Source organism: Methanoculleus thermophilus (assembly GCF_001571405.1).
GTDB classification, from domain to species: Archaea; Halobacteriota; Methanomicrobia; order Methanomicrobiales; family Methanoculleaceae; genus Methanoculleus; species Methanoculleus thermophilus.
Map to the genome: position 1 here is coordinate 26,542 of NZ_BCNX01000004.1, position 19,400 is coordinate 45,941.

At 58.7% G+C, this 19,400-nt stretch carries 23 protein-coding genes; 12 read left to right on the forward strand and 11 right to left on the reverse strand.

Translation table 11 applies throughout. The annotated features are described in order from the left end of the window. The first annotated feature begins 52 nt into the window (after positions 1-52). The gene (locus MCUTH_RS02025) at positions 53-355 is read left to right on the forward strand and encodes a hypothetical protein (RefSeq protein WP_066954809.1); all 303 of its coding nucleotides are present in this window, start codon (positions 53-55) and stop codon (positions 353-355) included. 93 nt (positions 356-448) lie between these two features. On the opposite strand, the gene MCUTH_RS02030 is transcribed toward MCUTH_RS02025, so the two are convergent. Genes MCUTH_RS02030 through MCUTH_RS02040 form a run of 3 tightly spaced genes read right to left on the reverse strand, consistent with a single transcriptional unit; the run spans position 449 to position 2,509 of the window. Beyond that, positions 449-1,327, reverse strand: a complete 879-nt coding sequence (locus MCUTH_RS02030; RefSeq protein ID WP_083524739.1) for a 4Fe-4S binding protein — start codon at positions 1,325-1,327, stop codon at positions 449-451. Between the two features lie 40 nt (positions 1,328-1,367). Then, entirely contained in the window at positions 1,368-2,078 is a 711-nt protein-coding gene (gene cobS / locus MCUTH_RS02035) for an adenosylcobinamide-GDP ribazoletransferase (protein WP_066954815.1), read from the reverse strand. Then, positions 2,075-2,509 carry a phosphatidylglycerophosphatase A gene (locus MCUTH_RS02040; protein WP_066954817.1) on the reverse strand — a complete coding sequence of 145 codons (435 nt, stop codon included), beginning with the start codon at positions 2,507-2,509 and terminating at the stop codon, positions 2,075-2,077. Before MCUTH_RS02040 ends, cobS begins: the two co-directional genes overlap by 4 nt. A 406-nt stretch (positions 2,510-2,915) precedes the next feature. Here MCUTH_RS02040 and cobT point away from each other — a divergent pair, with 406 nt between their 5' ends. The 5 genes from cobT to MCUTH_RS02065 all read left to right on the forward strand — a co-directional run bounded on the left by cobT (position 2,916) and on the right by MCUTH_RS02065 (position 6,849). Then, a complete protein-coding gene (cobT, locus tag MCUTH_RS02045) occupies positions 2,916-3,932 on the forward strand; it encodes a nicotinate mononucleotide-dependent phosphoribosyltransferase CobT (protein WP_066954821.1) in 1,017 nt (338 codons plus the stop codon). Positions 3,933-3,968: 36 nt separating this feature from the next. Next, on the forward strand, positions 3,969-4,523 hold the full coding sequence (locus MCUTH_RS02050) for a GMP synthase subunit A (protein WP_066954823.1): 555 nt from the start codon (positions 3,969-3,971) through the stop codon (positions 4,521-4,523). Further along, positions 4,511-5,053, forward strand: coding sequence for a YkgJ family cysteine cluster protein (locus MCUTH_RS02055; RefSeq protein WP_066954826.1), 543 nt, complete (start codon positions 4,511-4,513; stop codon positions 5,051-5,053). The genes MCUTH_RS02050 and MCUTH_RS02055 overlap by 13 nt, the downstream gene beginning before the upstream one ends. Next, positions 5,046-6,242 carry a TraB/GumN family protein gene (locus MCUTH_RS02060; protein WP_066954829.1) on the forward strand — a complete coding sequence of 399 codons (1,197 nt, stop codon included), beginning with the start codon at positions 5,046-5,048 and terminating at the stop codon, positions 6,240-6,242. Before MCUTH_RS02055 ends, MCUTH_RS02060 begins: the two co-directional genes overlap by 8 nt. A 76-nt stretch (positions 6,243-6,318) precedes the next feature. Then, a complete protein-coding gene (locus tag MCUTH_RS02065; protein ID WP_066954832.1) occupies positions 6,319-6,849 on the forward strand; it encodes a nitroreductase family protein in 531 nt (176 codons plus the stop codon). A gap of 43 nt (positions 6,850-6,892) precedes the next feature. Here the strand turns inward: MCUTH_RS02065 and MCUTH_RS02070 are convergent, their stop codons facing one another. After that, entirely contained in the window at positions 6,893-7,381 is a 489-nt protein-coding gene (locus MCUTH_RS02070; RefSeq protein ID WP_224732750.1) for a DUF2115 domain-containing protein, read from the reverse strand. Between the two features lie 209 nt (positions 7,382-7,590). Between MCUTH_RS02070 and MCUTH_RS02075 the strand changes: the two genes are divergently transcribed. Next, positions 7,591-8,784 (forward strand): ammonium transporter, encoded by a 1,194-nt coding sequence (locus tag MCUTH_RS02075; protein WP_066954837.1) that lies wholly within the window; start codon positions 7,591-7,593, stop codon positions 8,782-8,784. Positions 8,785-8,797: 13 nt separating this feature from the next. Further along, entirely contained in the window at positions 8,798-9,136 is a 339-nt protein-coding gene (locus MCUTH_RS02080) for a P-II family nitrogen regulator (protein WP_066954839.1), read from the forward strand. A 359-nt stretch (positions 9,137-9,495) separates the two neighbouring features. Here MCUTH_RS02080 and MCUTH_RS02085 read toward each other — a convergent pair whose 3' ends face one another. Further along, positions 9,496-10,458: a TIGR03557 family F420-dependent LLM class oxidoreductase gene (locus tag MCUTH_RS02085; protein ID WP_066954842.1), complete on the reverse strand. Its 963-nt coding sequence runs from the start codon at positions 10,456-10,458 to the stop codon at positions 9,496-9,498. Between the two features lie 157 nt (positions 10,459-10,615). On the opposite strand from MCUTH_RS02085, the gene hxlA reads away from it, so the two are divergent. The 4 genes from hxlA to MCUTH_RS02105 all read left to right on the forward strand — a co-directional run bounded on the left by hxlA (position 10,616) and on the right by MCUTH_RS02105 (position 13,746). Then, entirely contained in the window at positions 10,616-11,905 is a 1,290-nt protein-coding gene (gene hxlA / locus MCUTH_RS02090) for a 3-hexulose-6-phosphate synthase (RefSeq protein WP_066954845.1), read from the forward strand. 89 nt (positions 11,906-11,994) lie between these two features. Beyond that, on the forward strand, positions 11,995-12,690 hold the full coding sequence (locus MCUTH_RS02095) for a DUF1538 domain-containing protein (RefSeq protein WP_066954848.1): 696 nt from the start codon (positions 11,995-11,997) through the stop codon (positions 12,688-12,690). Further along, positions 12,687-13,412: a DUF1538 domain-containing protein gene (locus tag MCUTH_RS02100; RefSeq protein ID WP_066954851.1), complete on the forward strand. Its 726-nt coding sequence runs from the start codon at positions 12,687-12,689 to the stop codon at positions 13,410-13,412. Before MCUTH_RS02095 ends, MCUTH_RS02100 begins: the two co-directional genes overlap by 4 nt. Position 13,413: 1 nt before the next feature. Continuing rightward, on the forward strand, positions 13,414-13,746 hold the full coding sequence (locus MCUTH_RS02105) for a P-II family nitrogen regulator (protein WP_066954854.1): 333 nt from the start codon (positions 13,414-13,416) through the stop codon (positions 13,744-13,746). A gap of 30 nt (positions 13,747-13,776) precedes the next feature. Here MCUTH_RS02105 and MCUTH_RS02110 read toward each other — a convergent pair whose 3' ends face one another. The 6 genes from MCUTH_RS02110 to MCUTH_RS02135 form a co-directional block, all read right to left on the reverse strand. Beyond that, entirely contained in the window at positions 13,777-14,208 is a 432-nt protein-coding gene (locus tag MCUTH_RS02110) for an ACT domain-containing protein (RefSeq protein ID WP_066954855.1), read from the reverse strand. After that, entirely contained in the window at positions 14,208-15,509 is a 1,302-nt protein-coding gene (locus tag MCUTH_RS02115) for a phenylacetate--CoA ligase family protein (RefSeq protein ID WP_066954858.1), read from the reverse strand. The genes MCUTH_RS02110 and MCUTH_RS02115 overlap by 1 nt, the downstream gene beginning before the upstream one ends. Then, on the reverse strand, positions 15,509-16,798 hold the full coding sequence (locus MCUTH_RS02120) for a phenylacetate--CoA ligase family protein (protein WP_066954861.1): 1,290 nt from the start codon (positions 16,796-16,798) through the stop codon (positions 15,509-15,511). Before MCUTH_RS02120 ends, MCUTH_RS02115 begins: the two co-directional genes overlap by 1 nt. Positions 16,799-16,972: 174 nt before the next feature. Further along, the gene (wtpA, locus tag MCUTH_RS02125) at positions 16,973-18,007 is read right to left on the reverse strand and encodes a tungstate ABC transporter substrate-binding protein WtpA (protein WP_066954864.1); all 1,035 of its coding nucleotides are present in this window, start codon (positions 18,005-18,007) and stop codon (positions 16,973-16,975) included. Continuing rightward, on the reverse strand, positions 18,004-18,567 hold the full coding sequence (locus MCUTH_RS02130) for a molybdopterin-dependent oxidoreductase (RefSeq protein WP_066954867.1): 564 nt from the start codon (positions 18,565-18,567) through the stop codon (positions 18,004-18,006). The genes wtpA and MCUTH_RS02130 overlap by 4 nt, the downstream gene beginning before the upstream one ends. Beyond that, a complete protein-coding gene (locus MCUTH_RS02135) occupies positions 18,564-19,397 on the reverse strand; it encodes an argininosuccinate synthase (RefSeq protein WP_066955437.1) in 834 nt (277 codons plus the stop codon). The genes MCUTH_RS02130 and MCUTH_RS02135 overlap by 4 nt, the downstream gene beginning before the upstream one ends. Positions 19,398-19,400 lie beyond the last annotated feature (3 nt).

Genomic DNA, 19,400 nt, shown 5'->3' on the forward strand with positions numbered 1-19,400 from the left:
CTCCAGTTAATCGACAGAATCTTATCCTCCTGGAATCTACGTTCTTCATATCATGAAGACACTTGAATTTCACCGTGACGATGCGAAGGACCGGGTGACGGTCGCGTGCGCAGATCGTGAAGTTTCAGTTTACTCTTACTGCGGTTACTGTCGACACTGTGCAGGTGTCCGGGTCGGCAAGCGGGTGATCCCGACGCCGCAGCGCCAGGCGCTCTTTGGTGTCCGGCAGGGTGGAAGCCTGGACGAAAATCTGTTAAACGCTGCGGTCATGTTTAATACCCTCGTCCGTGACGGCAGCGCAATCGAGTGTGAGGATGACGCTGGTGAGGGGTTCCGCTCGATGTACCGCTTTTAGATTGGGGATGTGTGTCGCCGGGCCGGGTCGACCGATATCCGCCAGGATCCACCTGCCCGGTCCGGCTGAATGTTTTGGGCTATTGAGCTCCTCTTAATCCTCAGTTTTCTCTTCCTTTGGCCCGAACTCTCTCCTGATCTCCTCTGCAAACTTCTCAAACCCTATCTCATCCATCTGATCCGCGAGGAACCGGTCACTCCATGCGCTGCGGTAGACCCAGTAGACGATCTTATCAACCACCTCGACGACCTCATCCTCGGTCTCAACTGTGACGAGTTCCTGCCCAGCGCGCGGGGATGCTCCACGCCGTCCGCCGACTGTGATCTGATAGTGATCATACTCCGACTTCAGAAGGTGGTAGGGACAGGAGTGGATGCAGATGCCGCACTGAACGCATTTGTTCTCGTCAAGGACGGAGATGCCATTCTTCAGGGATATAGCGCATTCTTTGCAGTACTCTACGCAGGTTCCGCATCCTGTGCAGAGTCCGGGTATGCGCAATGGCCGGATCCGGCCGATGATCCCGATATCGTTCAGGAGCGGGCTGTTGCACATACGGGTACAGCCGGATATGGCGATGCGAAGCCGTATGGGGAGTTCTTTCCCAAAGACCCGCTGATCAATCTTCCGCGCGAGATCTATCGTCTCGCAGTTGGCGTACTTGCACCGCTCCGTCCCCGGGCACGCCATGATATTCACCACCTCGTTATACTCCGCCCCGATGGGTGTCCCATTCTTCTCGAGTGCTTTGGCGACCTTTGGAAGGTTCTCGGGGTTTATATGCGGGATCTCCACTGTCTGGCGCATGGTCAGATGGAGTGAGCCGTCCCCGAACTTCTCACTGATCTTTGCTAACTGCTTGATCTGGGTTGCAGAGAGAACGCCTGCCGGGATCCGTACCCGTACCGTCGCATAGTCTGCGTTCCGTTCAGTGATGACTCCTCCCCGGGAGTAGAGGGCCTGATCTTGCATCATCCTAAAGTAGTAACGGTCGCCAGCATAAAAAAGGTGATTACATGAGAGCAAGGAGGAGGATTGTTCCCGCCCTGACAATCTCGTTTGTAGCCCCGACAACGTCGCCGTTGACACCGCCAAAGAGCCGGCGGGAGAGGGCAAGCATGAGTGCGGCGATGATACCCGTGCCTGCGAGAGCAAGTGCGATCCCTAGCCGGGGCAATGGCAACAGGAAGAGCGGTAGCGCAAGAACGGTTGCCGGGATCAGGAACCAGGGTTTTGCATATCCATGGAGGTAGGAGTGGATCCCCTCCCGGAACGGCACGCCGAGGGTGGTCAGGTACGACATTGCGACCTTCGCGCAGACCTCAGCGACGAGGATGGCTGCCGGGAGATTCGCCACGCTCTGGAGCCCTGAGTACGCAAGAAGCGTGACGATGATCCCCGCCGCAACGGCGCCGGCCCCCGTGGTCCGGTCGGTCATGGCCGCGACCCTTTTCTCCCGGCTCCCGTGTGCCATAAGTCCGTCACCAAAGTCCAGCAGGCCGTCGAAGTGGTTGCACCCGGAGAGTATGAGTACTGCCGCGAGAGCTACGGTGGCAGCCACCGTAGGAGATGCTATCCAGTATACGATGCCGGCCGCAATCCCACCGATGACATAGCCCGCGAGCGGGTAGAGGTAAGAGCGGCGGGCGAAGTGCTCAAACTCGACTGGTCTCCCGAGGGGGAGCGATGTGCAGAACTGCAGGAGGGCTAGAACGGATTTCACATTGACTCACTGTAGAGACGCGATGTGCAGCCTGCGATCAGTCCGGCTATGGCGTCGTCGAGGAAGGGCCCGAGTTCCTTTAAGATGCCCGGTTTCTTCTGATCGTAACGGGTGAACTCGAATCGTGCGTAGGTCCCCCCGATCACCTCGGCGATGGCCATGCCGATGATCTCGTCCGAGAGCAAAAAGACCGGATCGTCGGCGATCTCTGAGTTCTTCCGCTTTACGTAGAGTTCGTCCTCAAGCAGTATGGCGCCGAGGAGGAGGGATGAAATGTTCGGGTCGTCCAGAGCCTTTCGGATCTTTTCATCGAGCCTGCGCACGGCCTCATCTGCTCCAACCCCGTGGGGAACGTAGAGTTCCATCGCCGTGGCGACGATATCATCTCTTTTGATGCCTCTCTCTTCCAGCCTGCGCTCTATTTCAAACATTGCTCAAGTATTGGCGATGTGAGGTATTTTGGCGTTTGTATTGGCGAGGCCCAAGAGATGGCCGAAGATCGTCGACGCGCGGGCGGGGCAAGCGTGTGGCACTGGCGATGCGAAGAGCAGAGTTTGGAGATCCCTTATGGTTTTTAGAGTAACTCCAGCCAAAAAGGGAGGTGTATGAGCACCGCAAGGTGCGGGTACCGGTGTTCACCAATGAATTGAAGCACCGAGTATCGAGTTCGGGATAACAGGCGAGACCTGAAGCCGAAAGATGCTGCAGCTGCCCGGGAAAGCCCTGTGACAAACCTCGTGGTCGATGCGCGCCCCGGACCTGTAACACCCGCCCCCGTATCTTCCAGTATCTTCCTGACAGCAACCTCTACTACCCCGCCCCCCTCACATTGTACTGATGTCTCGTCCATTTCTCTCAAATGATCCACAGTTCAGGCCCAAGCGCCCGATGATGGCGCTTATCCTCGGCAATACTCTGCTCTCCACCATCCCCGGCATATCCGGTGCCGGGCCGACCCCCGAAAAGACCCTGCTCACACCGAACCTGGACGCGGAACTCGTCACGACCGGCGCGATCACGAGCGTCTCGGCCAGGCCGAACACTCCTACCGGGTGCCCGACGCCGGCGAGCATCACCCGGTCAATGGTGGAGCTGACGGGCCTTGCTCCAATCTTCATCAATGCAGGGCTTGTCCATCCTCCAACCGTCCCCTGCCTGGACGTTTACGGGAGCCCGGGCGGCGACCCCCGGAAAGAGGATGCTGTGCCGCAGGCAGCGCAACTCTATGAGCGGGGTGAGATGATCGGGAGGCTCCTTTCGCAGTACAGCGACTTTTTGATGCTTGGCGAGTGTGTCCCCGGCGGCACCACCACTGCTCTCTGCGTCCTGCGGGCGCTCGGCTACAATGCCTCGGTCAGCAGCGCCTTTGCCGAGAACCCTCTCGGCCTGAAGGATTCTATCTGCAGGGAGGCGCTTGCCCGCATCGAGGCCGCCGGGGTCCACGAGCCGCTGGATATTCTCCGTGCTACGGGCGACCCCATGATGCCGGTGGCGGCGGGAATCGCAAGCACGTACACCGGAGAGATCTTCTTTGCCGGCGGGACCCAGATGCTTGCCGTCGCGGCTATCTTAAAAGGGCTCCATAAAAGGGTGCCGCGCCTTGCAACAACGGTCTATGTCAGGGACGACCCCTCCGCGGGATTTGTTCGTTCGGTCGCCGATGTCGGCGCTACCGCGTACTTCGTCGACCCGAACTTCGGCGATATTGGACATCCCGGGCTCGCTCGCTACTGCATCGGCGAGGTCAAAGAAGGTACGGGTGCTGGAGGTGCCCTGATGCTCGCCTATCTTATGGGTCACAAACCCGAGGAGATCACTCAAAAAGTCTATGATTTTGTCAGGCAGTATGCCTGAGGAAGGACTATACCTTTTTAAATCCACCTATATACAATGCTTCCACTCTATGTGGTTAATAATTACGGACAGTTCAACCACCTGATCCTCCGAACGCTTCGTGACATGGGTATTGAGACCAAGATGATCTCGAACGAGACGCCCCCGACCGAGGTCGCCCGGGGGTGCCGGGGGGTCATCCTTGGCGGCGGTCCAACTCTTGAGCGCATCGGCGTCGCCCCTAAATACCTGGATCTCGGTATTCCGGTTCTTGGTATCTGTCTTGGGTTGCACATCATGGCGACGGCCCGGGGAGGCATGGTCCGCCGGGGTGCTAGAGGAGGGTTCGGTGCGGTCGAGGTCGATATTCTCGAGCGAAACCCTCTCCTGGAGGGTTACCCGGACAGGATGCAGGTATGGGCATCCCACGCAGATGAGGTCTCGGTCGTTCCGGAAGGGTTCGTCCGGCTTGCAGAATCGGAGATCTGCAGTGTGGAGGCGATGGCCTCTCCCAATGAGCGTCTCTATGGTGTCCAATGGCATCCGGAGGTCAGTCATACTGTCAATGGACGGCTTCTCTTTGAGAATTTCAACCGAATATGCTTGGAATAGATGATGTTGCGAACCGGATCAGGTCCGTCGGGTTTCGTTGCCTGGGGTGTGGTGCCTGCTGTCGGCGGGTCGCCGAGGACTCGAACCTCGTGCTGGTGAGCCCTGCTGAGGTTAGAAAGATCATGGCGGCAACGAAGATGTCCTGGGATGAGGTTGCCGAGCCCTATCCGGACTTTATCGAGTCTGAATCTGGCGGCCAATATACCCTTGCCTGGTGCATCCGGCGCAATGAGGATGCATGTATCTTTCTTCGGGACGGCAGATGCTCAATCTATCCTCACCGCCCCTGGATCTGCCGCACGTACCCTTTTATGCTGGTCGACGACGACCTTTTGGTCTCGGAATGCCCTGGCCTTGGCACACCACTCTCTCTCCACGATGCGCATGTTGCAGCGGCCGACCTCTGCAGGAGGCAGGCCGCTGAGACCGCAGAGGAGATCGGCCTGCGCGCTGCCTATCAGAGGGCAGTGGTACCGCCGGGAAAGCGCGCCGTGATCGATAGTGAAGGCATGAAGGTGCTCAATGGCTGAGATTCGCCTTGTCGGGACGGCGCACGTCTCACAGAAGAGCATTGATGAAGTCCGGTCGGCTATCGAGGAGTTCCAGCCCGACATCGTCGGCGTAGAACTCGACCGGGGCCGATACATAGCGCTCACTCAGGAGGTGGCCGAACCTTCGGTCACAGATATCCTAAAGGGCGGGAACTTCGGGCAGCTCCTCGTCCAGTGGGTGCTTACCTTCATCCAGCAACGGATCGGCGCCGAGACTGGTGTTAAACCCGGCTCTGAGATGCTGGCCGCTATCGAGGAGGCCCAGGCGCATCAGATATCTGTGGGACTTATAGACCGGGATATTCGGATCACGCTTGCCCGGTTCTGGGGAAAGATGGGGATCTGGGAGAAGACCAAACTCATCGGTGCTCTGCTCTACTCGCTGGTGGGGGTTGAGGGCCAGGAACTTGATGTGGATGAGCTCACGAACCAGGATGTGGTGAGTGCCGCGATGGAGGAGTTCCGGAAGTTCTCCCCAAAGGGTGCACAGGCTCTCATCGATGAGCGGGATGCCTATCTTGCTCACCAGATCTTGATGCTCGGGACCCAGTACGAGAGGGTGCTTGCAGTCGTCGGTGCCGGACACATCCAGGGGGTGCAGCGTTACCTTGACGCACCGGAGACGCTGCCGCCGCTCCAGTCCCTGACGGGTGAGGTGAAGGGTCTGCCGTGGGCGAAGATCTTTGGAGCGGGCGTCACAGTCCTCTTCCTCCTCCTGATCGCTGCGATAGCCTTCTCCGGTGTGGGGCTCGATGTTCTGCTGGCCGCTCTCGTCTACTGGGTTCTGATCAATGGTATCTTGAGCGCCGCGTTCACGCTGCTTGCCGGTGGACATCCTCTCTCGGCGGCTACGGCGTTCGCCGTCTCCTGGATGACGTCGCTCAACCCCCTGCTTGCGGCCGGGTGGTTTGCAGCCTATGTTGAGGCAAAGATGCGAAAGCCTGCCATCGGAGATTTGAAACGGATCATCGTGGCGGAGACCTTCTCCGAGATGCGGAGGATCCCGCTCTTTAGGGTGGTGCTGGTTGCAGCTCTTGCGAACGTCGGGAGCACACTCGGGACTGTTGCCTATTTCCTCTTCATCTTCCCGTTCCTAGGGGTCGATCCAACCGTGGTCGTCACCGACGGTTTTACGAACATGCTGCAGATGATACAGGACCTCTTTTAGGGTCGGGTCCCGATCTGGACTACCTCTGCTTCCCTTTCCCCAAGGTATTTAGGCCTGGAGGGCCCACCATCGTTTCATGAGTCCGATTGGTGGAACGGTTAATCTTGCTGTCACCGTGATACGGAGTCGGCACAGCGTGCGGAAGTACAAGGACACCCCTATCGAGGAGAAGATCCTCAAAGATGCGCTCGACTGTGCACGCCTTGCACCGACCGCAAGGAACGAGCAGCCCTGGCTCTTTGGGGCCATCCGGAATCGCGAGACCCTTCAGGCGATCGCGAATCTCGCCGAGAACGCAAGATTCATCGCCGATGCGCCTGTCTGCTTTGCCATCTTCGGGAAGAAGGATGCAAAATACTACCTTGAAGACTGCTGTGCGGCGACGATGCAGCTCATCCTCGCGCTCCAGTCATGGGGGGTTGGGTCCTGCTGGGTTGCGGGGGAGAAGAAAGAGTATGCTGAAGACGTCAGAACCCTTCTCAATGTCCCGGACGAATATACGCTTGTCTCTCTCGTGCCTGCAGGGTACCCCGAGGAAGTCCAGATCAAGCAGAAGAAGATCCTTGATGAGGTCACGTTCTTCGAGCGCTACGAGGAGGAAGAGTGACCGCGTATAAATCGCGGGATATTCAAAATCTCTTTTTATACCCTTAAAGATCACTCTGCTTCGCCGGACAGTACGGACAGAGGGCATTCCCGACATCGTTGGCCCTCTCTCGAACGGGACAGAGGTACTCCCCGTTCTTTACCTCTACCTTGAGTCCGCCGGGAAATGGGGTGCCCACCGGATGGGCGGGGCGGTCGAGGACGAAGAGGTTGAAGGCGGCAAGGAGGAAGTAGAGGAGTTCGAAGTGCTGCTCCTCCGTATTGCTGGCAAGGCACGTCTTCTCGACCATGTTGCAGAAGTCCTGAAACTCACTGGAGATTGGTCCGTCTGGTATGCCTCGCTTGCCCTGGCGGACTGTTGAGATGAGCCTGTGGTGCGTCGCAAAGATCTGCTCCATGATCCATGGGTAGAGGCGCTGCCGGTATCCTGCAGGGACGCCCTTAAGATCCCGCTCCACCCGTTTGCGCATCTCCTGGAGATCCAGAAGCGAGTACTGCGAGACTGCCTGGTAGAGGACTTCTGCGAGTTCCATCCGCGTCTTTGCCGACCGCAAGCTGGAACAGATTTGGCGGACGCCCGAGGGACCCTGGATTGTGCTCATCGTCAGTGTATGATCTTTGATCGCCGGGGGTATCAGTTCTCCCCTGGGGTGTCGCGTAACAGAAATATTTATAATACATGGAAGGAAACTTCCTTCTGATATGTGGCGAGAACACGTTATGGTGAGCTGGGGGTCGGGGTATGATTGACTCCGGCGATACGGCGTTTATTCTGATCTGTACGGCACTGGTCATGCTGATGACGCCAGGAGTGGGACTCTTCTATGGCGGGCTCGTGCGCCGGAAGAATTTCATCTCCATGCTCGCACTGGCATTCATCGCACTTGCCCTCGTCAGCATCCAGTGGGTCATCTGCGGCTACAGCCTCGCCTTCGGCACCGACGTTCATGGGGTGATCGGAGGCCTTGAGTACGTCTTCCTGCAGGGTGTCGGGATGGATGGCGATGGGATCCCGGACCTGCTCTTTATGGCCTTCCAGATGGTCTTTGCGGGCCTCACGCTTGCAATCGTGACATCCGGGGTTGCGGAGCGGATAAAGATGAGTTCGTTCGTCGTCTTCGGCCTGCTCTGGACGACGCTGGTCTACGACCCGCTCGCCCACTGGGCTTGGGGCGGTGGATGGGCTGCCGAGCTCGGTGCGCTCGACTTTGCTGGCGGCACGGTCGTTCATATCAGTTCGGGCTTTGCGGCGCTTGCGCTCGCCCTCGTCATCGGGAAGCGTCTCGGGTTCGGTTCGCATGGCATGGAGCCGAACAACATCCCGATGGTCCTCCTCGGCGGGGCCCTCCTCTGGTTTGGATGGTTCGGGTTCAACGCCGGAAGCGCTCTTGCTGCGGACGGCCTTGCGGCGAACGCGTTTGTCGTAACAAACATCGCTGCCTCTGCCGGAGCGCTCGCCTGGCTCTGCGCCGCCTGGGTCCGCGGGAGACCTGGATCGGTTGGGATGATCAGCGGCGCAATTGCGGGCCTCGTCGCCATCACCCCGGCGGCCGGATTCGTCAGCCCCATGGCTGCCATTCCGATCGGTGCCCTCGCCGGCCTTGTCTGTTACGGAGCCCTGCTCCTCCGGATCAGATTGGGTCTTGACGAGAGCCTGGATGCCTGGGCGATCCACGGCATGGGGGGCATCTTTGGCGCTCTCGCGACCGGGATATTTGCTGTCGCCGCGGTTGGGGGCGTGGATGGCCTGTTCTACGGAAACCCAGGTCAGTTCCTCATCCAGTTCGTGGATGTTGCTGTGGTCGTAGCTTACTCATTCGGCGTGACCTATATCATTGCAAGGGCTGTGGATGCGGTGATGGGCCTGCGCGTTAGCGAGGAAGAGGAGTACGTCGGGCTGGACATCGCCCAGCACGGCGAGTCTGTCCGTGTATGATGGAGTGGTGCAGATGAAGATGGTAACTGCGGTTATCAGGCCCGAGATGTTTGATGCCGTGAAAACGGCACTCGAAACGAGCGGGATCTATGGAATGACCGTGAGCGAGGTGATGGGGCGAGGAGCCCAGAAGGGCATCGCCCTCCGGTTCCGGGGAAAGACGGTGCCGGTCGAACTCATCCCGAAGGTGAAGATCGAGATGGTGGTCCGGGATGCCGACGTCGATACGGTCCTCGGGATCGTCCGGGCAAACGGCCGGACCGGAAAGCCCGGAGATGGTCGGGTCTTTGTCTCATCGGTCGAGAGGATCTGCAAGGTGCGGACGGATGAGGAGGAGCCGGCCGACCAGTAGTCCTTCTTTTTGAGGCCGTCCGGGAACGCCTTTGCGCAGGGACAGCCTACATCTAGCAGCGTTCACGCGTTGACATGCTCTCTTTTGCAGTTTTGGCCGGTTGCTGTTTTCCCGGTCGGTGCTCAAACTCCATTCCTGGAGGAGCGTCGATCACCGATACATGGGATCGTATAATCGTATCTCATGGCACGGTATCCACGAGAGTATCGCCACGGTCCACTACTTCGGATTTTTATCGGTTGAAGGTGCTGGTTGTCACGATGGGGCAGTTTTCTGTACTGGTTCCCTCGCTCCTCACCTTCGCTATAGCGCTCCGGTGCGTGGAAGAATGGTTGGGCGTGGGGTGAAATGAGTTGTTTCTACTCCTGGAAATGCGGCAGAACCTCGTTTCTGTAGAACTCCATGAACTCCCGCTGCTGGTGCCCGATCTGGTGGATGCAGACGTGGTCGAACCCCATCCGGATCTTCTCCTCGATCTTTTTGATGTGCGCCTCCGCATCGGGACCGCAGACCACATGCTTTGCGACATCCTCCGGTGTCGCCATCTTTGCCAGCTGCTCGTAATGGGCCGGTGTGGGGAGGAGCCTGTTGAGTTCTCCGGTGTTTGCAGGGATCGGCCACTGCTCGTAGGCTGTTGTCTGCCCTTCCTCCTCGGTCTCCGCCCAGCAGACCGAGACCTCGATATACGCCGGTTTGTCTGCGCCCCCGGAATCCCGAAAGACAATGAGGGTTTCTTCGGCATTTGTCCCTGGGTTGATGAACCCGTCCCCTACCCGGGCGGCCATGGATGCGCTGATCGGGCCTTCGGATGCGATGTAGATCGGGGGGAGTTGTTCGGGAAGGGTGAAGATTTGCGCATTCTCCAGGGTGTAGAAGGTGCCGTAGTAACTCTGCATGCCCCCTTTCCAGAGCGTCCTGATCACTTCTACCGCCTCCTCGAGCATCTCAATCCGGACCCGCGCCGGAGGCCAGTAACTGTTGAAGATGTGTTCGTTGAGGTTCTCGCCCGATCCAAGCCCGAGAATGAACCGTCCCGGCATCATGGTCCCGGCAGTAGCTGCAGCCTGCGCAATGATGCCGGGGTGTATTCGCATCGTCGGGCAGGTGACTCCCGTTATCAGCTGCAGGTCTGCCGTCACCTGGGAGATGCCGCCGAGGACTCCCCAGACGAACGGACTCTCACCCTGCCGGTTTGTCCAGGGGTGGTAGTGATCTGATATCATGGCAAATGTAAACCCGGACTCTTCCGCCATTCGGGCGTTGCAGACGAGATCCTGGGGACCATGCTCCTCGCATGCCAGTTTATAACCGATTTCAACCATCCGTCATCACATCCGCACCATCGATACAGCCATTCCGGTTCTCAACTCTTTGAGACATGAGGTGTCATTGGCGCCGGCTACCTCAAGCATCCCGATGCATATATGTTTCCCCCGGGCCGGCACCAGATAAATACAATCTTTATCATACAGGTATTGTATGGCAACGCCAACTCTCCAGGTGGCGCTCGATCTCCTCGAGCTCGATCGTGCGGTAGAGATCGCAGAAGAAGCGGTTCGTGGCGGTGCGGATTGGATTGAAGCAGGCACACCCCTGATCAAGAGCGAGGGCATGCAGGCCGTGCGAGTGCTCCGGGAACGCTTCCCCGAGCATGAAATTGTGGCTGATATGAAGATCGCCGATACCGGGGCAGTTGAAGTGGAGATGGCGGCGAAGTCCGGTGCCGATATCATCTGCATCCTCGCCGACGCCGATGACACCGTGATCGCCGAAGCGGTCCGTTCGGCCCGCAAGTATGGCGTCCGGATCATGGCGGACCTCATCAATGTCGACGACCCGGTCACCCGGTCCCACGAACTGGCTAAACTCGGTGTCGATTACATCAACGCTCATGTTGGCATCGATCAGCAGATGATCGGCAGGTCGTCACTCGCCCTTCTCCGCCGCCTTGCCGGGGAGGTGAGCATCCCGATCGCCGTCGCCGGGGGGCTCGATGCAGAGACCGCATCCGAAGCGGTCGCTGCCGGGGCATCGATCGTGATCGTAGGCGGGAATATTACCAAGGCCGCCGACGTCACCGGGGCGGCGCAACGCATCCGAAACGCGATCGATCGGCCCGAGATCCGGCCGCGTGAAGAAGAGAGTCAGGAAGCCGTCATCCGTCGCCTCTTAGAGGGGGTTTCCGCACCGAACGTCACCGACGCCATGCACCGGAAAGGAGCCATGGCGGATCTCATCTCGATCTGCGGGAGGGTAAAAGCGGTCGGTCAGGCGGTGACGGTTCGGACTCTTGCTGGAGACTGGGCAAAACCCGTTGAGGCGATAGATGTTGCCGGGCCCGGTGATGTCCTCGTTATCAGCAACGAAGGACGGACGGATGTTGCGCCCTGGGGAGAACTGGCTACTCACTCGGCCCGGAACCGGGGTATCGCGGGCATCGTGATCGACGGGGCGGTCCGGGACGTCGATGATATCCGCGAGATGAAGTTCCCGGTCTTTGCCAAGGCGACCGTCCCGAACGCCGGCGAGCCCAAAGGTCTTGGAGAGATCAACACCGAGATCGTCTGCTGCGGCCAGGTAGTGCGGCCGGGCGACTGGATCGTCGCCGACGAGAGCGGTGTCGTGGTCGTTCCCCGGGAGCGGGCCTACGAGGTCGCTCGCCGGGCGATGGAGGTGAAGAAGACCGAAGAACGGATCCGCGAGGAGATCCGGCGTGGTCGGACGCTCTCGGAGGTGGCGGAACTCCTGAAGTGGGAGAAACGGCGCTGACCGACGACGATCCCTCTGTCTTTATCTGAACGCAAGACATAGTTATCGATCACTCGAAACCCTGGCGGTTTTCCGGGAGGAGCGGCGGCATGTTGCAGGGCATCAGGGAGGCGATCGTTGAGGTTGTCCAGGCGGTTCTTCCCATCATCCTGATCATCGTCGTCCTTGAGATTGTGGTGCTCCGTGCGACGCCGCCAGATCTCCTTCTGTTTCTGCTAGGGAGCGTCATGGTCGTCCTCGGGATCGCCCTCTTTCTCTCCGGTGTGAAGGCGGGCCTTCTTCCCATAGGTGAGGCGATCGGCTCCGAGTTTTCTGTCCGGGGTTCACTCGCGCTGATCATCGCTGGAACGTTCCTGTTTGGGTTTCTCACGATCGTCGCCGAGCCGAACATCCGTGTCCTTGGGGAGATGCTTGATACCGTCACGGGGGGTGGCATACCGTCCGGACCCCTGACCCTTGTGATCGCAGTCAGTGTTGGCTTCATAGTCACTGCAGGTGTCCTCAGAATCATCTTCGGAGTTCCTCTTGCTTACCTTTATGCCGTCAGTTATGCTGCCGTCATCGTCCTTGCACCATTTACATCTCCAGACTTCCTGGCTGTTGCGGTTGATGCAGGCGGCATAACGACCGGACTTTTGACGATCCCGATCATCCTGGCGCTCGGGACCGGCATCACTTCGGTTCTCGCCGGCCGTTCGGCTCTCACGGACGGTTTTGGGCTGGTCGGGCTTGCTTCCCTTGGTCCGATCCTCGGCGTCATGCTGATGGGGATGGTTTATTCATGATTCTGGAACTCTTCGAGGGGATGGATCAGGTCTTTCTTGAGGTTGCTCAGGCACTCCTTCCGCTGCTCATCTTCTTTGGGGTATTTCAGGTGGCCCTCCTGAAACTACCACGGGTTTATGTCATGAACCTCGGGCGGGGGATCCTGGTTGCATTTCTTGGAATGGTCCTCTTCCTTCAGGGTGTCAATGTCGCATTCCTTCCGGCAGGCCGCGAGATTGGGGAGGCCATCACTGCGTTCGGCCACCTGTGGCTTCTGATCCCGCTCGGGTTCCTTCTGGGGTTTGTTGCTACCTACGCAGAGCCTGCTGTCCGGGTCCTCGGCTACCAGGTTGCAGAGTCATCGAGCGGCTATATCAAAGAGTCCCTGATCGTCTATACCCTCTCGTTCGCGGTTGCGATCTCCGTCTCACTCGGTATGGCCCGTCTCGTCTACGGCATCCCGCTACTCTACATTCTCATTCCCGGCTATTCCCTCGTCATTATCCTTCTCTTTCTCACAGATCCGGAGTTTGCCGGGATTGCATTTGACTCCGGGGGTGTCGCCACCGGCCCGATGGCCGTCACCTTCCTCCTCTCCCTTGCTGTTGGGGTTGCTGCAGGGATCGAGGGACGCAACCCCGTCATCGACGGTTTCGGGCTGATCGCGCTGATAGCGCTTGCACCCATTCTCTCCGTGCTGGCGCTTGGTATCCTCTACCGGGGAACGCGAGGTGAAGAGTAATATGTCCGATAACGAACTGATTATCACGATTGTAAAACGGGGCTGGTCCGAGCCGGTGCTTGCGGCGGCCCGTGGCGCCGGGGCTGAGGGAGCGACCATTCTCCTCGGCCGTGGGACCGGTATTCATGAGGTTAGGTCACTTCTTGGGATTCCCATCGAGCCTGAGAAGGAGATCGTTCTGACGGTTGTCGCCGCCGACCGAACGGATGCGGTACTCGATGCGATCGTGGCCGCTGCCGAGCTGGACCGGCCTGGAATGGGCCTTGCATTTGTCATCCCTATCCGGCGGGTTGCGGGAAGGGTCCATATGTTCCTCAAAGGTGAAGATGGGTGACGAAGGGGTTTAGGTGGCCTGAACCCGGGATTATGGTGAAAGGGATGCTTTGAGGAGTTCTCCACCGTGGTCGAGGATCTGGCGAACGGCATCCTCAATCTGGTCCACCCGCAGGATCAGGACCGCTCCATCTTTTCCTGAGTATGCATAGGCATACTCGATGTTTATCCCTGCATCCCCGAGGATTGACGCGATATCTGAGAGACCACCCGGCTCGTCACGCATCTTCACACCGATGACATCGGTGAACGTGACCCGGAACCCGAGATCGGTCAGCCTCCTGTAGGCGTCATCCGGCCGATCAACGAGTGCGCGGACGACCCCGAATCCATTCGCTTCAGCGATGCTGAATGCGAAGATGTTTATTTCCGCATCCCGCAGCGCACTGGCGATCGCCGCGAGGCGCCCCGGGCGGTTCTCAGAAAAGATTGAGATCTGTTTGACAATATACGACTCTTCCATTACAAAGACCTCCTGTCAATGACCTTCTTAGACTTGCCTTCAAACCGCGGAAGGGTTCCCGGTTCGACCAGTTCCACATCCACACTCACGTTCAGGGAGCTCCGCAAGCGGTGCTCCACGTTCCGCTTGATCACCATAAGATCGGTGATCTTATCAGAGAATGCCTCCTCGCTCACCTCAACCCGCACGAGCATGGTATCGAGCGCACCCTTCCGGTCGACGACGATCTGGAAGTGTTTGCCGACGTCGGGAATCTCAAGCAGCGTATGCTCCACCTGCGATGGGAAGACGTTGATGCCGCGGACGATCAGCATATCATCCACCCGTCCCCGTATCCGGCCGATGCGGGGATGCGTCCGGCCGCAGGGGCAGATCCCGTCCTCAATGGCGGCAAGATCCCCGATCCGATATCGGACCATGGGAAGGGCCTCTTTCTGCAGCATGGTGATGGTCACCTCGCCCTGTTCTCCGGGTTCAAGCACCTCGTTGGTCTTGGGGTCCACAATCTCCACGAACGCTAGGTCGCCCCATATATGGATTCCTTGTTGCTCTGCACACTCGGTGAACAACGGGCCGGAGAGTTCGCTTGTCCCGTAGATATCGTAGGCGCGGATCCCGAGCCAGTCCTCTATCCGGACTCGCATCTGCTCCGACCAGGGTTCAGCGCCGAGGAAACCAAGGCGAAGGTCGGTGTCGTTCTTGATCGAGACCCCCATCTTCTCTGCCACCTCCCCGATGTGAAGGAGATACGATGGAGTGCAGGCGATGGCGGTGACGTGGAGGTCCTGCATCAGCTCAATCTGCCGTTCGGTGTTCCCGACGCTTGTGGGGAGGACGGTTGCACCAACGCGCTCAGCGCCGTAGTGGGCGCCGAGCCCGCCGGTAAAGAGGCCGTAGCCGTAACTCACCTGGATCACATCACCCCGCCCAAGACCGCAGGAGGAGAATGCGCGCGCCAGAGACTCACTCCAGTTCTCGATGTCGCGTGCCGTATAGCCGACGACTGTGGGTTTGCCTGTCGTTCCGGAGGAGACGTGGTAGCGGACGAGTTCGTTTCGGTCGGCGGAGAAGATTCCGTCCGGATAGTTATCCCGCAGATCCTGTTTGTACATGAACGGGAGTTTCGTGATATCCTCAAGCGTCCTGATATCGTCGGGGTGGACCTGCTGCTCCTTCATCCGGCGTCGGTAGAACTCGTTGAAACTGTAGAGCCGGTACACGAGGGTTTTTAGGAGTTTGAACTGGAGCCGCCGCAACTCATCGGGCGGCATCGTCTCCATTCGTGGGTTCCAGAGTACCATCAGAGTGCCCCCCGCCGGTCAATGACCCGCTTTGCCTTCCCTTCGAACCGGGGTAGCGATCCTGGCTCAACCAGTTTCACCGCGGTCCGAAGCCCGAGCGCGTTGTGGAGTTCGCTGGCGATCTTTTTCTGTATACGTGCGAGGTCCTGCAGTTCCCCGGAGAAAGATGCTCTGCTCATCTCGACTTCGATCGTCATCTCATCAAGATGTTTGACACGGTCGATATATACCATGTACTGTTCCCCAACCTCGGGAAGGGCTCGCAGAACGTGCTCGATCTGAGAGGGGAAGACATTGATTCCCCGGATGACCAGCATATCGTCGCTGCGTCCGGTGAGCCGGGCGATCTTCTGCCCGCGCCCGCAGGAGCACTCCTCGTCCATCAGCTGGGTCACGTCGCCGGTCCGGTAACGGACGAGCGGCATGGCCTCCTTGACGAGCGGGGTGATGACAAGTTCACCCCGTTCACCGGGTGCGAGCCTCTCACCAGTCTTGGGATCGATGATCTCTGCAAGGTAGCAGTCATGCCAGAGATGGAGCCCGTTGTGCTCCGGACACTCGAATGCCACTCCCGGCCCGTACATCTCCGAGAGCCCATAACTGTCATAGGCCTTCACACCGAGCCGCCGCTCGAGTTCTGCGCGCATGCTCTCCGACCAGGGTTCGGCCCCGAATATCCCTACCCTGAGAGTATCCAGTGTCTTTCCCATCGACTCGGCAACCTCGGCGAGGTGGAGGGCGTAACTTGGCGTACAGTGGATCGCGGTCACCCCGAAGTCCTCAATCATCTCGATCTGGCGCCGGGTGTTGCCTGTTGCGCTTGGGACCACCGTCGCCCCGATCTTCTCGGCTCCGTAATGGAACCCGAGTCCCCCGGTGAAGAGACCGTAGTTGACCGCGTTCTGAAAGACATCGTCTTCTCCAAGACCGATCATCGTCATGTTTCGCGCAATCAACTCCGACCAGTTCTCCAGATCCTGTCGGGTGTAACCGACGACGGTCGGTTTTCCGGTGGTGCCGGAGGTGGTGTGAATTCGTATGATCTCCCTCATCGGGACTGCAAAGAGGCCAAACGGGTATCCGGCCTGGAGCTCTTTTTTGTAGGTGAAGGGAAGTTTCTCCACGTCGTCGAGTGTCCTGATATCGTCCGGAGAGACGCCCGCTTCTTTGAATTTTCTCTGGTATAACCCAACCTTTTCTGCCTGATGAAGCGTCCATTTCAGCCGCTTGAGTTGAAGGTCTGCAAGTTCATCAGGCCGGATTGTCTCCATTGCTCTGTTCCAGAACATAGTATCCCATCGATCTTTCGCTGATTTGAGAGATGTGAGAGAAATACCTCTATCTCTCGTTTATTGCCCGGCATCCGGCATCCAGTACTCCCGGCGGCTGTCTGATAACGTATTGTAGCAGCTCCGCCGGGCATACTCTACCTCTACATAGGTGGGCGATGCGGAAAAGGTTTGTCAGTCTGTAGCATGGTACACCGTAGCAGTCTTCGGTTTCGCGCTCACCGGCTCGGGCCATCCGGCCTTTTTTTCACCGAATGCGTCCAGAACGAAGTCCACAAACATCTGCGCTTCATCTGGGTGGGGTGCGTTGCGGGGCACGGTGATGGCGTAGACGATTGGTTGGCCGATGCGTTCCCTCCCGATGGAACGGAACCGCTCAAACCCGAGAGTCACATGCACCCTCTGGTAGTCGTCGGCGTGTTCTGCAGAGCCCAGGTTGATCTCGGGAGGGAGGTTGATCCATTGCAGACCATGCTCTTCGGCTACGCTCCGATACTCGAAGGCATAGTCAATCCCGCCAGCATCAAGAAGCGAGAGAAGGTAGATACTCCCGTCCCGGATGGCGAGTTTCTCATCTGCCGGCCTCATCCGCTCCGGCAGGGTGATCATCGTTACGCCGTCTGTGTGGGTTGGCCTGAGCGGCGGGTCAAAAGATCCACCGATGATTGCCTCAAAGAGGCCCGGCTCACCGTAATGCTCCTCGGCAAGCGCTGTCACCATAAGCGCCCGGTAGCCGCAGGCGTCGAGCATGGGATTTGAGAACCCGACCCGCACATCCGGGCGGGCCAGGACCTGGTACCAGTTACCAGCCGTGATCTCATCCGCACCCGTGCTCCGGTCGGTATAGGCGATCACGATCTCGTTCTTTGCGAAGGGGATGTACCAGTCCGTGTAATTCTCACCCCCCTCTCTCATCGGGATGTACATCATATCCGGGATGAGCGAGGCATCCGCGACCGCGACGACATCGATACTCCGCCCGAGATCCGTTACCTGCCGAATCGCCTGGATACTCCCGTGACCTTCGAGCTGGACATCGATCTCCGGATGCTGACTCTCGAAAGCAGCCTCAATCTCCTCGAGCGGAACAAGAAGGCTTCCGGCCGGGACCACCGTGAGGACGGTACGTCCCGGGTCGGTCCCGGTGCAGCCCGCCGATACTGCAAGCACGACGAGCGCGATCATCACAAGTGTCGCGGGACGGCTCATTTCCTGTGAACCTCGATCCGGTCGACCCACTTCACCCAGGGGCTTCCTTCGGTAATGACGTCGTGTGTCTCGGTGATGACGACGAGGCGGAGCGGTCCACCGTCCTCATAGGCCAGAGGCTTCCCATCTTGCTCGTAAGCCAGGATGACCTGGAGCGGTGGTGACGGAATCTCCCGGAGTTCTTCACTGAAGGTGAAGAACTCCTTGCCCTGTAACTGAGCGGTATCAAAGACCCAGAGGTAACCGTCTTCTGCGGAGACGTAGATCAGGTCGTCTGCACCCACGCCTCCTACCATCTCAACGAGATCGGCGAGGAGCACGCCACGATACCTGTTTGGGCCGTACTTGATCCCGACCGTTGAGACCGAGTAACCATACCCCTCAACAGCAGGCATCTGCCGGAGTTCGGTGAGCGTAAGCACACTCTCTGTCTCTCCGGCAAGTGTCAGGTTCCAGGCCACATCATCGGGGCCGCTCGTTGCACCGATGCATCCCGAGGCAAGGACCACGATACCGATCAGCATCGCGACGACCGGGTAGATCCGGCACACCGGGATCACGCTCCTCTTCGGGCATGGAGCGCTGCCGCCCCTATGGCTGCAATGAGGGTTATCATGAGGGAAATCGGGGTTTTCAGCGGCTCCGTAGTCGCCTCCGTTGCAGGTCCGTCGAGAGAGCCAGCAAGTGCTCCTCGCTCGCCATGGTATCCGCCGGTGTAGATCCGGATCTCATCGATCCATTTCACGGTGAGACCTCCAGTGGAGGGGTAGAGGTCGCCGTAGAAGTGCTGTGTTGACTCTGGGAGTGTTTCATGCATGTCCCAGTTCCCATAGACATGGAGACCTTCCGAGTTGGTCGAGTTGTCGGCGAAGAAGACGAGGCGCATCCCCATATAGTATTCGGGGACGTAACCACGCCCCTGCCGCTCGCCTGCCTCTGTCTCATCACCGTTATACCAGCAGATCCCTATAGGGCCCTGGCGGGGGTCGGGCTCGTAGACGTTCTGGTAGGCAAACTCAACATGGTAGCCGTCGGCCGCCCGGATCATGATCTCATCCCCGGGCTCGGCGCCGCCGACCAGTTCAGCGAGGTCGCGGACATCCGTTCCTTTTACGGCCCCCCTGTCCTTGAAATTCGTCGTCTCTTCGGGGTCCCATTTGTCCCCCTCAAAGACCGGTCCTTGGTGGTAGTAGTGGGTCACCCCATCCCCGAGAACCGGGAGGTTTGCCTCCATCCACCGATAGTCAACTGTCTTCTCCGCAAGGATTGTCTCTCCATCTGCTGCGATCTTTACAATACGTAACTCTGTAGTCGGCGCCGCCGAGACGGCAGATGCCAGTATGCTCACGCAGAGAAGCGCAAGCAGGATTTGTGTCACTTTTGTATGCATAGT